16 protein-coding genes are annotated in these 14,534 nt (G+C 72.2%); 9 read left to right on the top strand and 7 right to left on the bottom strand.

The annotated features are described in order from the left end of the window. Positions 1 to 9 precede the first annotated feature (9 nt). Positions 10 to 1,047 carry a substrate-binding domain-containing protein gene (locus tag ACIO3O_RS13530; RefSeq protein WP_401745024.1) on the bottom strand — a complete coding sequence of 346 codons (1,038 nt, stop codon included), beginning with the start codon at positions 1,045 to 1,047 and terminating at the stop codon, positions 10 to 12. Positions 1,048 to 1,142: 95 nt separating this feature from the next. Further along, positions 1,143 to 1,661 carry an NUDIX domain-containing protein gene (locus ACIO3O_RS13535; protein ID WP_401745025.1) on the bottom strand — a complete coding sequence of 173 codons (519 nt, stop codon included), beginning with the start codon at positions 1,659 to 1,661 and terminating at the stop codon, positions 1,143 to 1,145. Between the two features lie 134 nt (positions 1,662 to 1,795). Between ACIO3O_RS13535 and ACIO3O_RS13540 the strand changes: the two genes are divergently transcribed. After that, positions 1,796 to 2,704, top strand: coding sequence for a phosphatidylinositol-specific phospholipase C (locus ACIO3O_RS13540; protein ID WP_401745026.1), 909 nt, complete (start codon positions 1,796 to 1,798; stop codon positions 2,702 to 2,704). Between the two features lie 12 nt (positions 2,705 to 2,716). Here the strand turns inward: ACIO3O_RS13540 and ACIO3O_RS13545 are convergent, their stop codons facing one another. Continuing rightward, the gene (locus tag ACIO3O_RS13545) at positions 2,717 to 3,028 is read right to left on the bottom strand and encodes a WhiB family transcriptional regulator (RefSeq protein ID WP_401745027.1); all 312 of its coding nucleotides are present in this window, start codon (positions 3,026 to 3,028) and stop codon (positions 2,717 to 2,719) included. Positions 3,029 to 3,486: 458 nt separating this feature from the next. On the opposite strand from ACIO3O_RS13545, the gene ACIO3O_RS13550 reads away from it, so the two are divergent. Then, on the top strand, positions 3,487 to 4,155 hold the full coding sequence (locus ACIO3O_RS13550) for a deoxynucleoside kinase (protein WP_401745028.1): 669 nt from the start codon (positions 3,487 to 3,489) through the stop codon (positions 4,153 to 4,155). Positions 4,156 to 4,160: 5 nt separating this feature from the next. On the opposite strand, the gene ppk2 is transcribed toward ACIO3O_RS13550, so the two are convergent. Next, positions 4,161 to 5,123, bottom strand: coding sequence for a polyphosphate kinase 2 (ppk2, locus tag ACIO3O_RS13555; protein ID WP_401745254.1), 963 nt, complete (start codon positions 5,121 to 5,123; stop codon positions 4,161 to 4,163). Between the two features lie 161 nt (positions 5,124 to 5,284). Here ppk2 and ACIO3O_RS13560 point away from each other — a divergent pair, with 161 nt between their 5' ends. From ACIO3O_RS13560 to ACIO3O_RS13580, 5 genes are all read left to right on the top strand, one after another. Continuing rightward, positions 5,285 to 6,268: a BtrH N-terminal domain-containing protein gene (locus ACIO3O_RS13560; RefSeq protein ID WP_401745029.1), complete on the top strand. Its 984-nt coding sequence runs from the start codon at positions 5,285 to 5,287 to the stop codon at positions 6,266 to 6,268. Between the two features lie 167 nt (positions 6,269 to 6,435). Then, positions 6,436 to 6,933 (top strand): hemerythrin domain-containing protein, encoded by a 498-nt coding sequence (locus tag ACIO3O_RS13565; protein WP_401745030.1) that lies wholly within the window; start codon positions 6,436 to 6,438, stop codon positions 6,931 to 6,933. A 136-nt stretch (positions 6,934 to 7,069) separates the two neighbouring features. Next, positions 7,070 to 7,933 carry an oxygenase MpaB family protein gene (locus tag ACIO3O_RS13570; protein ID WP_401745031.1) on the top strand — a complete coding sequence of 288 codons (864 nt, stop codon included), beginning with the start codon at positions 7,070 to 7,072 and terminating at the stop codon, positions 7,931 to 7,933. 89 nt (positions 7,934 to 8,022) lie between these two features. Next, positions 8,023 to 8,262 carry a DUF6479 family protein gene (locus ACIO3O_RS13575; RefSeq protein WP_401745032.1) on the top strand — a complete coding sequence of 80 codons (240 nt, stop codon included), beginning with the start codon at positions 8,023 to 8,025 and terminating at the stop codon, positions 8,260 to 8,262. A 39-nt stretch (positions 8,263 to 8,301) separates the two neighbouring features. Beyond that, the gene (locus ACIO3O_RS13580) at positions 8,302 to 9,465 is read left to right on the top strand and encodes a spore photoproduct lyase family protein (protein WP_401745033.1); all 1,164 of its coding nucleotides are present in this window, start codon (positions 8,302 to 8,304) and stop codon (positions 9,463 to 9,465) included. An 8-nt stretch (positions 9,466 to 9,473) separates the two neighbouring features. Here the strand turns inward: ACIO3O_RS13580 and ACIO3O_RS13585 are convergent, their stop codons facing one another. Continuing rightward, positions 9,474 to 9,974 (bottom strand): GNAT family N-acetyltransferase, encoded by a 501-nt coding sequence (locus tag ACIO3O_RS13585; RefSeq protein WP_401745256.1) that lies wholly within the window; start codon positions 9,972 to 9,974, stop codon positions 9,474 to 9,476. A 469-nt stretch (positions 9,975 to 10,443) separates the two neighbouring features. On the opposite strand from ACIO3O_RS13585, the gene ACIO3O_RS13590 reads away from it, so the two are divergent. Together ACIO3O_RS13590 and ACIO3O_RS13595 are read left to right on the top strand one after the other, a co-directional pair. Continuing rightward, positions 10,444 to 11,391: a serine protein kinase RIO gene (locus ACIO3O_RS13590; RefSeq protein WP_401745034.1), complete on the top strand. Its 948-nt coding sequence runs from the start codon at positions 10,444 to 10,446 to the stop codon at positions 11,389 to 11,391. A 185-nt stretch (positions 11,392 to 11,576) separates the two neighbouring features. After that, positions 11,577 to 12,542 carry a DUF4331 family protein gene (locus ACIO3O_RS13595; RefSeq protein ID WP_401745035.1) on the top strand — a complete coding sequence of 322 codons (966 nt, stop codon included), beginning with the start codon at positions 11,577 to 11,579 and terminating at the stop codon, positions 12,540 to 12,542. A gap of 6 nt (positions 12,543 to 12,548) precedes the next feature. Here the strand turns inward: ACIO3O_RS13595 and ACIO3O_RS13600 are convergent, their stop codons facing one another. Together ACIO3O_RS13600 and ACIO3O_RS13605 are read right to left on the bottom strand one after the other, a co-directional pair. Then, a complete protein-coding gene (locus tag ACIO3O_RS13600) occupies positions 12,549 to 13,478 on the bottom strand; it encodes an aldo/keto reductase family oxidoreductase (RefSeq protein WP_401745036.1) in 930 nt (309 codons plus the stop codon). Then, the gene (locus ACIO3O_RS13605; RefSeq protein WP_401745037.1) at positions 13,475 to 14,413 is read right to left on the bottom strand and encodes an NAD-dependent protein deacetylase; all 939 of its coding nucleotides are present in this window, start codon (positions 14,411 to 14,413) and stop codon (positions 13,475 to 13,477) included. Before ACIO3O_RS13605 ends, ACIO3O_RS13600 begins: the two co-directional genes overlap by 4 nt. Between the last annotated feature and the right edge of the window lie 121 nt (positions 14,414 to 14,534).

The following is a 14,534-nucleotide window of genomic DNA, read 5'->3' on the forward strand; positions in this document are numbered from 1 at the left end:
GGCCCGGGCTCAGCGCAGGGTGGAAGCCCGGGCGACCACCCGTGGCTCGGGCGCCTTCGGCAGCGCGGCGGCGGTGGCGGGTTCGCCGCGCAGCCGGTTCAGGAGCAGGGCGACCGCGTCGGACGCGGCGCGGTCCAGGTGCAGGTCGACGGCCGTCAGCGGCGGCTCGCAGGTGCGGGCGCGCAGCCCGTCGTAGCGGGTGGCCACCATGACGTCGCCCGGCACGGTCCGGCCGCTGTCCCGCACCGCCCGCACCGCGCCGACCGCGAACGCGTCCACCATGGCGCAGACCGCGTCCAGGTCCGGATGCGCGGCCAGCAGCGCGGCGCAGCTCTCGTAACCGGCGTCCTCGCCGCCCTCCTCCGGGGCGTGCGCCACCACCGGCTCCCACCCGTACCGCGCGCAGACCCGCTCGTACGCCGCGAGCGCGTCGACGGAGGAGTGCCGTGAGCCGGACCCCACGATCAGCGCGGGCCGCCGGGCCCCCTGCTCGTGCAGATGCGTCAGCAGCAGCTCGGTGACCCGGCCGCCGTGCAGGTCCACGTACGGAACCTCCTCGTCCGCCGACACCGGCCGCCCCAGCGCCACGTACGGCAGGTTCCGCTCGCGCAGTTGCGCGGCGGCGGCGTCGTCCACGTCCGGTTCCACGACGATCGCCCCGTCGATGTCCACCGAGTACAGGGCCGACGTCGACTGCACGGGCGGTACGAGGACCAGCGCGTAGCCGTGCAGCAGCGCACTCTCGGCGGCGGCCGCCGCGACCTCCATGTAGAACCCGAGCCGCGAGGGCCCGCCCGCCACCGCGAACGGCATCGAGGAGGCGAGCGCGATGGCCTTCGCCTCACCGCGCCGCAGCCGCTGGGCCCGCAGATTGGGCCGGTACCCGAGGTCGGCGGCGGTCTTCCTGACGTGCTCCCGGGTGCGCGGGTCGACCTTCCCGATGCCGTTCAGGGCGTGCGAGACCGTGGTCCGGGACACCCCGGCGGCCTGGGCGACGTCGGAGATCGTCGGCGGTCTCGACCGGGAACCGGAACCGGATTGAGGCATCTGCGCGGACGCTCCTTGCACGGGCGGGTGGGCGGTACGGACGTACGGCCTCCCCACATCTTCGCCGACCGCATGCCGCCGGGGGTCGGCAGGTGCTACGGCCCGGCCGTCTCCCGCAGCCGTGCCCGCAGGCGGTCGACGAAGGCCGCCTGGCCCGACACCAGTCGCTCCGCCGCCTCCTCGGGCGTGCACCAGGCGAACCGGTCCAGCTCCGGGAACTCCCGCTGCACGCCGGACCCGCGCGGCCACTCCATGACGAACGTCCCCGGCACCGCGGTCGCCGGGTCGAGGTCCGCCTCCAGCGCCCAGACGACGACCGTCTTCCCGTTGTTCTGGCGCACCTCGCCCAGCGGCAGCCACGTTCCCTCCGGTACGGGCAGCCCCAGCTCCTCCTGGAACTCCCGGCGGGCGGCCGCCGCCGGTTCCTCCTCGGGCCCGTACTCGCCCTTGGGCACCGACCAGGCGGCCTGCTCGCGGTGGGCCCAGAACGGGCCGCCCATGTGCCCGAGGAGAACCTCGACGTCCGGGTGCCCGGCGGTGTGGGTGCGGCGGAAGAGGAGGAGTCCGGCGCTGCGGCGGCCGCGGGCCGTGCCCGTGCCCTTTTCTGTGGCCATGCGGTCCAGTCTGCGGGGGGAGCGGGACGGCCGCCAGCGGGGGACGGACCCGGTACGCACCCTGGTTGACGGGCCCTCAGATGTGTTTCGATGCGCGCCTGTGGCCACTGCGACACCAGGGAGACGAGTTGCGCATGGATCGACGCGGGTTCCTCAAGGGCGCGGCGGCCCTCTCCGCCGCCGGAGTCCTCGCCCAGGCCGGTACGGCATCGGCCTGGGCCGGTACGGTCCGCGGCCGGGCCGCCGGCCGGGCGTCCCGGGCCCTCGGCACGCAGGACTGGATGGCGGGGCTCGACTCCGCCCGGCCGCTGCGCACCCTGACCCTGCCCGGCACGCACGACTCCGGCGCCCGGTACGGCGGGCCGTGGGTGGAGTGCCAGAACACCACCGTGGCCCAGCAGTTGACCTCCGGCATACGCTTCCTGGACGTACGCTGCCGGGCTTTCGAGGGCTCGTACGCGATCCACCACGGCGCGTTCTACCAGCACCTCAACTTCGACGACGTGCTGAGCGCCTGCCGCGACTTCCTCGCCGCGCGCCCCTCGGAGACGGTGCTGATGCGGGTGAAGCAGGAGTACTCGGAGGTCTCCGACGCACAGTTCGGGGCCCTCTTCGCGGACTACCTCGACCGCCGGGGGTGGCGCTCGCTGTTCCTGATCGCCGACGCCCTGCCCGCCCTGGGACAGGCGCGCGGCCGGGTCGTCCTGCTCGCGGACAACGGCGGGCTGCCCGGCGGCATCCGCTGGGGCGACTCCTCGGTCTTCGACATCCAGGACGACTACCAGGCCGAGCCCTTCGCCAAGTACCGCAAGATCGAGGCCCAGTTCCGGAAGGCGGCCGCCCAGCCGGGCAAGCAGTACCTGAACTTCGTCAGCACCGCCGCCGGACTCCCGCCCCGCTGGAACTCCGACCGCCTCAACCCCCAGGTGCACGCCCTGCTCGACCGCCCGGAGGCGGACGGCTGGCGCGGCCTGGGCATCGTCCCGCTGGACTTCCCGCAGACCAGGCCGGGGCTGGTGGAGACCCTGATCCGGCACAACTGAACCGCCCGGGCGTCAGCCCGCCCGCGACGCCCCGCCCTCCCCGCCGCGAGCCTGCTCGTGCTCGCGGCGGGCCGCCTCCAGCAGGCCCTGCCAGGAGGTCACGAGGGGGCGGCGGCGCAGCAGGGCGCGGCGTTCGCGCTCGGTCATGCCGCCCCAGATGCCGTGCTCGATGCGGCGGTCCAGCGCGTGCGCCAGGCACTCCGTACGCACCGGACAGCCTCCGCACGCCGCCTTGGCGCGGTTCTGGGCAGCCCCCTCCACGAACAGGTCGTCCGGATCGAGGGTCAGGCACCTGGCCCGCTCACCCCATTCCTCACCGTCCATCACCACTGTGCGGTCCCTCCCACCCCGGCCCCGGCCCGCCTTCGGCAACGGCGAGCGGCAAGTGCCCCTGAACTTAAGCCAGTTGTCCCGTACAGGGAACAGGGGGGTCGCGCCACCACCCCATCCGGGCCCCTTTCGCGAGGGCGTACGAGCGCGGGGACGGCCTGTGTACGAGGCCGGGGCGACCTGCGTACGAGGCCGGGGGCGGCCCCGTACGCGAACAGGGCCCCCGCCCGCGCGGGCAAGCCATGGCCAAGGCGTCGTCTATGCTTCATGGCGGTCGCGGGGCAGCGACCCGTCGCCGAGACGGACCGCACAGCGGCCACGGCACGGTGAACGAGCGAAACCCTGGGGAAGAAAGCGGCCCGCCGGCCCGCGTCCCCGCGGTGTGGGACGCCCAGCCCACCCGGCCGCGCACAGCGGCCGCGTATGTGAAGACCCCCGGGGAGAAGCGAGGAATGGCAGTGATCTGCGTCGGTGGCATGATCGGGATCGGCAAGACGAGCGTCGCCGAGCTGATCGCCAAGGAGCTGGGCAGCGACGTCTTCTACGAGAGCGTCGACGACAACCCCATCCTCCCGCTCTTCTACACGGCGAGCCCCGAGGAGATCGAGGCCAAGCGCTACCCCTTCCTCCTCCAGCTCTACTTCCTCCAGACCCGGTTCGCCGCGATCAAGGAGGCGTACAAGACGGGCGACAGCGTCCTGGACCGCTCCATCTACGAGGACTGGTACTTCGCCAAGGTCAACCACGACCTGGGCCGGATCACCGCCCTCGAAATGCAGGTGTACGAGGGCCTGCTGGACGAGATGATGCGCGAGATCGAAGGGCTGCCGTACCGCAAGGCCCCCGACCTCATGGTCTACCTCAAGGCGGACTTCGCGACCGTGCTGCACCGCATCGGACTGCGCGGCCGCGACTTCGAGCAGGACGAGAGCCTCGTCGAGTACTACCGCACCCTGTGGTCCGGCTACGACGACTGGGTGCACCAGCACTACGCGGCCAGCGAGGTCCTCGTCGTGGACATGACCTGCACCGACGTGGTGAACAACCCCGATGACGCCGCCCGCGTCGCCCGCGAGGTCAAGCAGGCCCTGGCCGAGGCCAGGCTCCGCGCCGCCGCCTGAGGCGACTACTCCCCGACCTCCGGGTGCCGGCCGGGCCCGTCCGCCTGCGAGAGCAGGGGGGTCGGGGACAGCGTGGTCGGTTCCTCGCCGGACTCCAGGAGCGTGTCGGCGGCGCCGATGATCCGGGGGTCGGCCGAGCCGATCGCCGCCGCGTCCCTGGCGGTGTAGTCGCAGCGCAGCAGCAGGTGCCGCATCGCCTCGATCCGACCCCGCCGCTTGTCGTTGTTCTTCACCACCGTCCACGGCGCGTGCTCGGTGTCGGTGGTGCGGAACATGTCGACCTTCGCCGCCGTGTACGCGTCCCACAAATCCAGCGACTGGAGGTCGGTCGGGGACAGCTTCCACTGCCGTACGGGATCGACCTGCCGGATCGCGAACCGGGTGCGCTGCTCGCCCTGCGACACCGAGAACCAGAACTTCACCAGCACGAACCCGTCGTCGACCAGCATCCGCTCGAAGACCGGCGCCTGCGCGTAGAAGTGCTGGTACTCGTCGGTCGTGCAGAAGCCCATGACGCGCTCGACCCCGGCCCGGTTGTACCAGGACCGGTCGAAGAACACGATCTCCCCGGCGGCGGGCAGCTGGGTGATGTACCGCTGGAAGTACCACTGGCCGCGCTCGCGGTCGGTGGGCTTGTCCAGCGCCACGACACGGGCCCCGCGCGGGTTGAGCCGCTCGGTGAAGCGCTTGATCGTGCCGCCCTTGCCCGCCGCGTCCCGCCCCTCGCACACCACCACGACCCGCTGCCCGGTCTCGCGCACCCACTTCTGGAGCTTCAGCAGCTCGATCTGGAGGATGCGCTTCTGCCGCTCGTAGGCCGCGCGGCCCAGCTTCGTGTCGTACGGGTAGTTCTCCCGCCAGGTCCGCGGGGGCCGCCCGTCCTCGTCCAGCAGCACGGGCTGCTCGGGCCGCTGTTCGTCGACCTGGAGCCCGGCCAGCAGTTCGGCGGCGGCGGACGACCTGGTCACGCTCCACGACCGGGCGGCGGACTGCTCGTCGGGGACTGCCACGGGGGCTCCTCATCTGTGCGGCGGGGGGGGCTTTCCCTCGCAGTACCCGGGAAGCCGCGTCGTACCCCCGACGTCGCACACCCCTTCCGCAGCGGGCCGCAGCGGCGAGAATGATGGGCATGAGCATGGTGAAGGACATCGACGTCCGCGACACCCAGCACTGTGAGACGACCACCCTCGGCGTCCTGCTGCGCCACGAGGGAATCGACCTCTCCGAGCCCATGCTGTTCGGGCTCGGCTCCGGCCTGTCCTTTGTCTACTGGGACAGCAAGAACATGGGTTTCCCCTTCCTGGGCGGCCGGGTCAAGCCCTTCGAACTGACCCGCAACCTCGCCGCCACCCTCGGTCTCGACCTTCAGGTGGCCGAGACCACCTCCGCCCGCAAGGCCTGGCAGAACGTCACCGCCCCCCTCGACGCGGGCCGCCCGGTCGGCCTCCAGCTCGACAGCTTCCACCTGGAGCACTTCACCACCCGGGTCCACTTCGGCGGGCACGTCGTCGCGATGTACGGGTACGACGACGAGCGCGCCCACCTGGTGGACACCGCCCCGCAGGGCGGAGCCGTCACCACCGGCCTCGACTCCCTGGCCCGCGCCCGGGCCGAGCGCGGCCCCATGACCGCCCGGAACCGTTCCTTCACCCTCGCGGCGCCCACCACCCCGGTGCCCCCGCGCGAGCGGATCGTCCCCGCGATCCGGGCCTGCGCCGAGGCCTTCCTCGCCCCGCCCATCGCGAACCTGGGCCACCGGGGCATCGAGAAGGCCGCCCGGCAGGTGCCGAAGTGGCTGGAGCGCACCGACGACCCCGGTACGGACCTGCCCCGGGCGGCCCTCCTCATGGAGCGGGCGGGCACCGGCGGCGCACTCTTCCGCAACCTCTACCGGGACTTCCTCGCCGAGTCCGCCGAACTGATCGGCGGCAGCCGCCTGCGTACCGGACAGCGCCTGTACGCCGAGGCCGCCGCCCGGTGGACGGAGGTGGCCGGACTGGTCGAGGCCGCGGGCACGGCGGGCGACGCGCGGGACCTCGTACGGGCGGGGGCGCTCCTGCGGGACGTCGCCCGCACGGAGCGCGAGGCGATGGAGACCCTCGGCGGGCTCTGAGGAGCGGGCGGCGGGACGCGGATGATGTGGATCGGGCGGTGAGACGCGGGCTCTGAAGAGCGGGCGGTGAAGAGGCGTACACGCATTCGGCCCTGTCGCAGGCGCGGATCGGCGCGGGACGGGGTACCCGGGTGTGAATGATGCCGCCGACCGACACGGAGACGACCATGGCACAGCAGTCGCAGGACGTGGTGGAACTGATCCTGGACGACCACCGCCGCATGGAGGAACTGCTGCGACGGATGCGCAGTGTGGAGGACGACCGGGCCGGGGCGCTGCGGGAGTTCTCGGCGCTGCTGGTCGCGCACGGGGAGGCGGAGGAGGACGAGGTGTACCCCGCCCTCAAGCGCTACAAGCACATCGACGACGAAGAGGTCGAGCACGGCTCCGAGGAGCACACGGAGGGCAACGAGGCCCTGCTGGCGCTGCTCGAGGTCGAGGAGGTCGGCTCCGACGACTGGGACGAGAAGCTGGAGGAGCTGGTCGAGGCGGTCACGCACCACCTGGACGAGGAGGAGCGCACCATCCTCAACGGCGCCCGCGAGAACGTCGCCGACACCCGCCGCGCGGAACTCGGCCAGGCCTTCGTGAGCGCGCGCGAGGAGTACCTGAAGGACGACTGCGGCAGCGTGGAGAACGTACGCAAGGTGGTCGAGAAGTCCTGATGAGCAGATGGACGGGAGGCCCCCGCGCGGAGGCCTCCCGTTCCGTCCACGGCCGCACACGGGAGGCACCGGCTTCCGTCCAGGGCCGCACCCCGGAGGCACCGGCGACGGCGACCGCACACGGGGAGGCACGGACGTGATCCGAAGCGCGAGCGAGGCCCTGCGGAGCCGCCTGGGGAGCCGCTTGTTCACCCAGGTGGCCGGGCCGGACGGGCCGAGCAACCGGGAGCGCATCCACGGCACCGAGGGCCCCCGCTGGTTCGGCCCCGAGCGGCCGATCCGCGTCGTGCACGGGGACGCGTCCATGTTCGTGGGCGGGCTGCGCGCGCTGCTGCTCCAGTCCCTGCACCCCCTGGCCATGGCGGCCGTCGCAGCACACTCCGGGTACCGGGGCGACCCGTGGGGCAGGCTCGCCCGCACCAGCACCTTCCTGGCCGTCACCACGTACGGCACCGACGCAGACGCCTCGGCCGCCGTCGCCCAGGTGCGCGCGGTGCACGCCCGGGTGAAGGGCACCGCCGAGGACGGCCGCCCCTACCGGGCCGCCGACCCGCACCTCCTGGCGTGGGTGCACGCGGCGGAGGTGGACAGCTTCCTCACCGCGCACCAGGCCTTCGGCGCGCGCCCGTTGTCGCGGGCCGACTGCGATGCGTACGTACGGGACACCGCGCGCGTCGCCGAGGCGCTCGGGGTGGCGGAGCCTCCCTCGGACGTGGCCGGGCTGCGCGGAGTGCTCGCCGGGTACCGCCCGGAGCTCCGGGCGACGCAGGCCGCCCGGGACGCGGCCCGGTTCATCGTGGAGGAGCCCCCGCTCCCGTGGCCCGCCCGCATCCCCTACCGGGCCCTGACCACGAATGCGGCCGCCCTGCTGCCCGCCTGGGCCCGCACGGAACTGGGCCTGAGCGCGGGCCCGCGCCCCCTCGCCCCGCTGACGCGGACGTCGGGGGCGGCGGTGACGGGACTGATCCGCTGGGCGATGGCACCGGTGCGGCAGCGCTGACCACCGGCCACGGGCCCGGTCCGGCAGTCCGGCCCTGGAGGATCACGTTCCGGTCGCTGATTGATCGAATCGGGGGTAGGCAGGAAGACATGAATACTTCCCGGATGCTGGCCGCCGAGGGCGGACCCTCGTTGTTGCTGATCGTGGTCGGAATCGTGGTGGTGCTCTTCCTGCTGGGAGCGTTCTTCCTCGGCAGCCGACGGGCGGGGAGCAAGAAGCGCTCCGAGCCGCCGGTCCCCGGGGCCGGGCAGCCCAGCGGCGGCAGCCAGCGCGGTGAGACCTGGCAGACCATCGACGACGACCCCGACCAGGGCAACCCGCACCGCTGAGCACGCGCCGCCACTGAGGAGAGGTACGAGGAGACGTACGTGGACCAGCCGTCCGCGCCGGGCCGACCCGGGCAACAGGCCCTGTTCGGCTGGTCCGACGACGATGCGGGCCCCGGGCCGTCGGCCTTCGCGGGCAGCCCGCAGGCCCGCCGCCTGCTGGACGTGCGCGAGGTGTACGCCGAACCGGCCGCCCTCGACTCCCCGCGCGGCCGGCAGATCCTGGCCGGGCTGCCGGGCGTCCGCGTCACCGAGGTGCCGAGCCACTGGCGCATCCCCTCCCTCCACGGCAACGACGGCAACGTCGCCCGGTGGGTGCGCGTCAAGACCGAGACGCTCGTCCTGGGCGTGAAACGCATCCTGGAGACCCGTCCCAACGGCAGATCCGCCGACTGGATCGCCCCGGGCCCCTCCAACGGCTGTGCGATGGCCTGTGCCTACTGCTACGTCCCGCGCCGCAAGGGGTACGCCAACCCGATCACCCTCTTCACCAACATCGAGGCGATCACCGCCCACATCCGCCGCCACGTCCGCGCCCAGGGCCCCAAACCGGAGCCCAACCAGTGCGACCCGCACGCCTGGGTGTACGACATCGGCGAGAACGGCGACTGCTCCGTCGACGCGCTGATCTGCGCCAACACGGCCGACCTGATCGCCGCCTTCCGCACCCTGCCCACCGCCAAGGCCTCCTTCGCGACCAAGTTCGTCAACCCGGACCTGCTCGCCCTCGACCCGCAGGGCCGCACCCGGGTGCGGTTCTCCCTGATGCCGCCGGACGACGCCCGGCTCCTCGACATCCGTACGAGCCCGATCGCCGACCGGATCGCCGCAGCCCCCGACTTCCTCGACGCCGGGTACGAGGTCCACTTCAACCTCTCGCCCGTCGTCCTGCGCCCGGGCTGGCAGCGCGACTGGGCCGACCTGCTCACCCACCTCGACGACGTGCTGCCCGCACGGGTGAAGGAGCAGGCGGCGGCCGAGGTCATCATGCTGACCCACAACGAGCAGCTCCACGAGGTCAACCTGGGCTGGCACCCACGAGCGGAGGACCTGCTGTGGCAACCGGCCGCCCAGGAGACCAAACGCTCCCAGAACGGTGCCCTCAACGTCCGCTACTCCCAGGACGTCAAGCGCAACGCCCTCACCCGCCTCCGCCAGCTCCTGGCCGCACACGCTCCCTGGCTGCACATCAGATACGCCTTCTGAGCGGACCCCTACGCGGGCGTCGTCTCGAAGGAGATCCACACGTCGGGCGGCAGATCGGCTCGCCCCGGAACCGGCCGGTGCTCCTCCGCCCAGGCGTCGCCCGCGATGTCGGCGGCCACCCGGCGCCAGAACCGTACGGCCCCCACGTTGGCGTCCTGGAAGGCGACCTCCCACGGGCCCGGGTGCCGCGCCACGACCTCCGCGACGGCACGCGTGCCGAGGCCGGAGCGGCGCGCCCCGCGCACCACGAAGAAGCTGTTCAGGACGCGGGTGGGACCGACGATCCCACGGACGAAGGCGAACCCGACGGGGCTGTCGCCGCTCACCAGCAGATACGGCACCCGGTCGACGTCGTCGAAGGCCGCGTGCAGCCACTCGCTGCGGAACGACCCGTCCGCGAAAGGCAGTTGACCACCGAACTCGGACATGTCGTGGCGGAACATCAACCAGAGCCGCTCCACCACGGACCGGTCGGCCTCGTGCGCGCGACGCACAGAGAATGCGGGCAGCTCGGACATGGGACTCCTCTACGGGACGGGGGCAGGGGCGGCGGCACGCTGCGGCCAGCCCCCTGCGGGCACGTGCCCGGCCACGCGGACCACACCGCGTCAGGGCACGAAAAAAGCCTCCCGGCCGGAATCATCCGGACCCGAAAGGCTGAGGAGGTGATCTTAACAGTCGCCCCGGCACGGCCGGCAGGCCCGGTTCAGATCCCGTCCAGGCGCTTGCCGGGTACCCAGGCGACGGTCGGGCCGACGTGCGCGTCTCCCCCGCACGCGCCACAGCCGGATGCGGTTGCGGGTCACACAGTGCTCCGGGCGCGGAATATTCGGTTGCCGTTCCTGGGGGTGGCGTTCACCATGAGCGGGATGCCGGGAGCTGCCCGGTGCTTCACGAGAGGAGGCGCGACCGTGACCACGACTGTCTTCGGCCTGCCCGCAGTCCGGCCTTCCCTCATCTCCTGGAGCACCCTCAGCGATGTCTCGCGACGACTTCTCGCAGTACCCCGAACTCCCTTCCTTTCCTGACGACTTCCGCCCCGACGCCTACCGGTACGTCCCGCCCGTGGACGACCTGACGGATGTCGAGGAGCGGTTCGTCTTTGATTTCCAGTCCTACGACGACGAGCTGGAGGACGGCCAGCGCTGGTCGACCTGGCTCAGCGTCGAGCCCCTCAGCCGGGGCCCCGAGCCGCGCCCCGACTGGGTCGTGACCTCGCAGGGCGCGATCGACACCGAGCTCGGTGTCCTCAAGACCGGCAAGGAGGCCGACGTCCATCTGGTCGAGCGCGCCGATCCGCTCGCCCCGGACGCCGGTGTGGTCATGGCGGCCAAGCGGTACCGCTCCTCCGAGCACCGCAGCTTCCACCGAGCCGCTTCCTACACCGAGGGCCGTTCCATGCGGCGCTCCCGCGACGAGCGCGCCCTCAAGCGGAAGAGCACTTTCGGGCGACAGGTCGCGGCCGGGGAGTGGGCCGTGTCCGAGTGGGGCGCGCTGGTGCGGCTGTGGAGTCTCGGGCTGCCCGTTCCGTACCCCGTCCAGATCGACGGCACCGAGATCCTGATGGAGTGGATCACGGTCCCGGACGAGGAGGAGGGCACGGTGCGGACCGCACCCCGGCTCGCCCAGGTCCGCCCCTCGCCGGAACTCCTCGCGTCGTACTTCCAGCAGCTCACCGACGCGCTGGCGACGATGGTGCAGAACGGCTTCGTGCACGGCGACCTCTCCGCGTACAACATCCTGGCGGCGGGCGAGCGGCTGGTGATCATCGACCTGCCCCAGGTCGTCGACCTGGTCGGCAACCTCAACGGGATGACCTTCCTCCAGCGCGACTGCGCCAACATCTGCGCCTGGTTCCGCTCGCGGGGGCTCGTGGAGGCCGACGAGGACGCCCTGTTCGGGGAGTTGATGGCGCACGCCTTCTGAGGCAGGTGCGTTCGCGGGTGCGGGCAGGGGCCGGCCGGGTCCGCTGTGAATACGTCTGTTGACGGATGTACAGCCGGTGGGGGCAGGACGTTGGTTGTTCTCAGCGTTCCCCTGCTCGTTGTCATGCCGCAATGCCGCACCACCGCGCATCCCGGACCGTACCGCGAACCCGAGGGAGTCCCGACATGGCGCATCACGTCTCAGGCCTGGGCATCAGCCCCACGAGCATGGACCCGAGGAGCCACATCACCGACCTCTACGTGTTCCGGAATCCGCAGGACGCGGACCGCACGGTGCTCGTGGTCGACGTCAATCCGACCTCGCCGTTCACCGAGGACGCCGTCGACCACGAGTCGGTGTACGAGGTCGGCGTGGACACCGACGGCGACGCGGTCACCGACCTCGCCTTCCGCGTACGTTTCTCACCCGTGCGGGAGAACACGCAGACCGCCCGGCTGTACGTGGCGAACGGCCGGGAGGCCGTGGCCGACCCCGAGGCGGGGGAGACCGTCATCGCCGACGCCCCGGTGACCTTCGGCGCCGAGCCGCAGATCACCGAGGGCGGAGGCTTCCGGTTCTTCGCGGGGCTGCGCAGCGACCCGTTCTTCGCCGATCCCGTCGGCGCGGGCGACAAGTTCCAGTGGACCGGCACGGACTTCTTCGCCGACAAGAACGTGTTCGCCCTCGTCCTGGACGTCCCGAACAGCGCACTCGGCCCCAACCCGCAGGTGGGGGTCTGGGCCAGGGTCCTGGTCCCGCACGACGGACGCCTGGTCCAGGGCGACCGGGCCGGACGGCCCGGCATCGACAACAACTTCAACCAGAACGACGACGACAAACGCGTCTGGAACCAGCAGGAACCGATCCACGACCGCGAACGCTTCCTCGACAAGTTCGCGCACATCTTCGAGCACGCGGGCCACCCCAAGGACCGGGCCACCGCCCTCGCGGAAGGCCTCCTCCCCGACCTCCTGACGTACGACAGCACGAGCGCCGAAGGATTCCCCAACGGCCGCAACCTCACCGACGACGTCATCAACCTGGGCATCGCCCAGCTGACCGGCGGCGCCGTGCCCCACGACGGGCTGCGGCCGCACACCGACCTCCGCCCCGACTTCCCCTTCCTGGGGGACCCGCACCCGGCGAGCTGAGCGTCGCTACGGAAGCGGTTCGCCCCGCGCCGCGATCCACAGCTCGTACCACTCCTCGTGGGTGAGCTCCGGTGCGCGACGGACCGCGTCCGCGCAGTTCAGGATGCGTTCGGGGCGGCTGGAGCCGATCACCGGGGCGATGCGGGCGGGGTGGCGCTGGAGCCACCACAGCAGGATCGTCTCCGGCGTCGTGCCCTTGCGGGCGGCGAGGTCGGAGACGAGCCGCGCCGCCGGGGACGGTGTACGGCCGGTGTAGCGGCCCTGCGCGAGCGCGCCCCAGGCCTGGAGCTGGATGCCCCGGGCCTGGCAGTGCTCGACCGTCCCGTGCGGGAAGCCGTTGTCGGCCGCCGCCCGCGTGTTCAGCAGCACCCCGGACTCGACCCAGTCGCGGGCCGCCAGGCTCATCTCCAGCTGGTTGGTCGTGAGGGGTACGTCCAGGTGCGACTGGAGGAGGGAGATCTGGGCGGCGCTCATGTTGGACACGCCGAAGCGGCGCACCAGGCCCTGCGCGTGCAGCGAGCCGAGTGCCTCCGCGATCTCCTCCGGGCCGGTCAGCGGGTCGGGCCGGTGCAGCAGCAGGACGTCGATCACGTCGGTACGGAGCCGGGTCAGGCTCTCCTCGACGCGGCGCACGATGCTCGTGGCGCGCAGGTCGTACCGGCCCCCGTGGTTGCCGTCGGGCAGGCGGATGCCGCACTTGGTCTGGAGGGTGATGCGCTCCCTCAACCCGGCGTCCCTGGCGAGCAGTTCGCCGAAGACCGCCTCGGACTTGCCGTGCCGGTAGATGTCGGCGTGGTCGAAGACCGTGATGCCGATGGACAGCGCGGCCTCGACGGCGGCCTGTGCGTCGGCGATGTCCCGGGCGGTGTACGGCTCGGGGTCCCAGGTGCCGCCGAGGCCCATGCAGCCGTACAGGGGGTGGGGGGTGGTCGTCATCGGAGTTCCTCTCCTGCGGGGCCTTCGGGGAATGCCCCGTCCTGGCCCGCCTCGTCGATACGTACGCCCAGCCGCCCCGCGACCTCCGGCAGCACCTGCCCGAGCGGCAGCGCCACCCGCGCCAGCGCCTCGCGGTCGCCGCGCGTCACGTCCCGGTTGACGATCACCACCGGGGTGCCTTCCCGAGCGGCCTGCCGTACGAAACGAAGCCCCGACATCACCGTCAACGACGAGCCCAGCACCAGCAGCGAGGCCGCCTGCCGGACCAGTTCCCGGCACTGCTCGACCCGCTGCGGCGGCACGGACTCGCCGAAGAACACCACGTCCGGTTTCAGGACACCGCCGCAGACCGTGCAGGGCACCACGTGGAAGTCCCCGACCTGCGCGTCGGTGAGGTCGGCGTCGCCGTCCGGGTTGATCCCGGCGGCCACCGGCGCGAAGCCCGGGTTGGCCTCGGTCAGGCGCACGGCGAGCGCGCTGCGGGGTTCGACGGTGCCGCAGGTCAGGCACAGGACGCGGTCCAGACTGCCGTGGAGTTCCACGACGCCCTCGCTGCCCGCGGCCTGGTGCAGCCCGTCGACGTTCTGCGTGATCAGCCCCGAGAGCAGGCCGTGCCGGGCGAAGGCGGCGACCGCCCGGTGCCCGGCGTTGGGCCTGGCCCGGCCGAAGACACGCCAGCCCAGGTGGCTGCGGGCCCAGTAGCGGCGCCGGGCCTGCGGGTCGGCGGTGAATTCCTGGTACGTCATCGGGGTGTGCCGGCTCAGGCTGCCACCCTCTCCCCGGTAGTCCGGAATGCCGGACTCCGTGGAGATCCCCGCCCCGCTGAGCACCAGCACGCCACCGCGGTCCAGCACGTCGGCGACCGGCGTCCAGTCGGAGGTGCCGGGGGGCAGGTCACCGTCGGGAACCCAGTTCAGGGTGGGGCGCATATGCATGCTGCCAGGGTACGGAAGACGCCGGTCCGCGCCGGGGCACGGCTGTTCTCGCATATGTCCTGTTGCGCCCGTGACGGCGGGGGAGCGAAGACCCATACTGCTTCCGGACGGACCAATTCCG

It is taken from the genome of Streptomyces sp. NPDC087440, assembly GCF_044744005.1.
GTDB lineage: Bacteria > Actinomycetota > Actinomycetes > Streptomycetales > Streptomycetaceae > Streptomyces.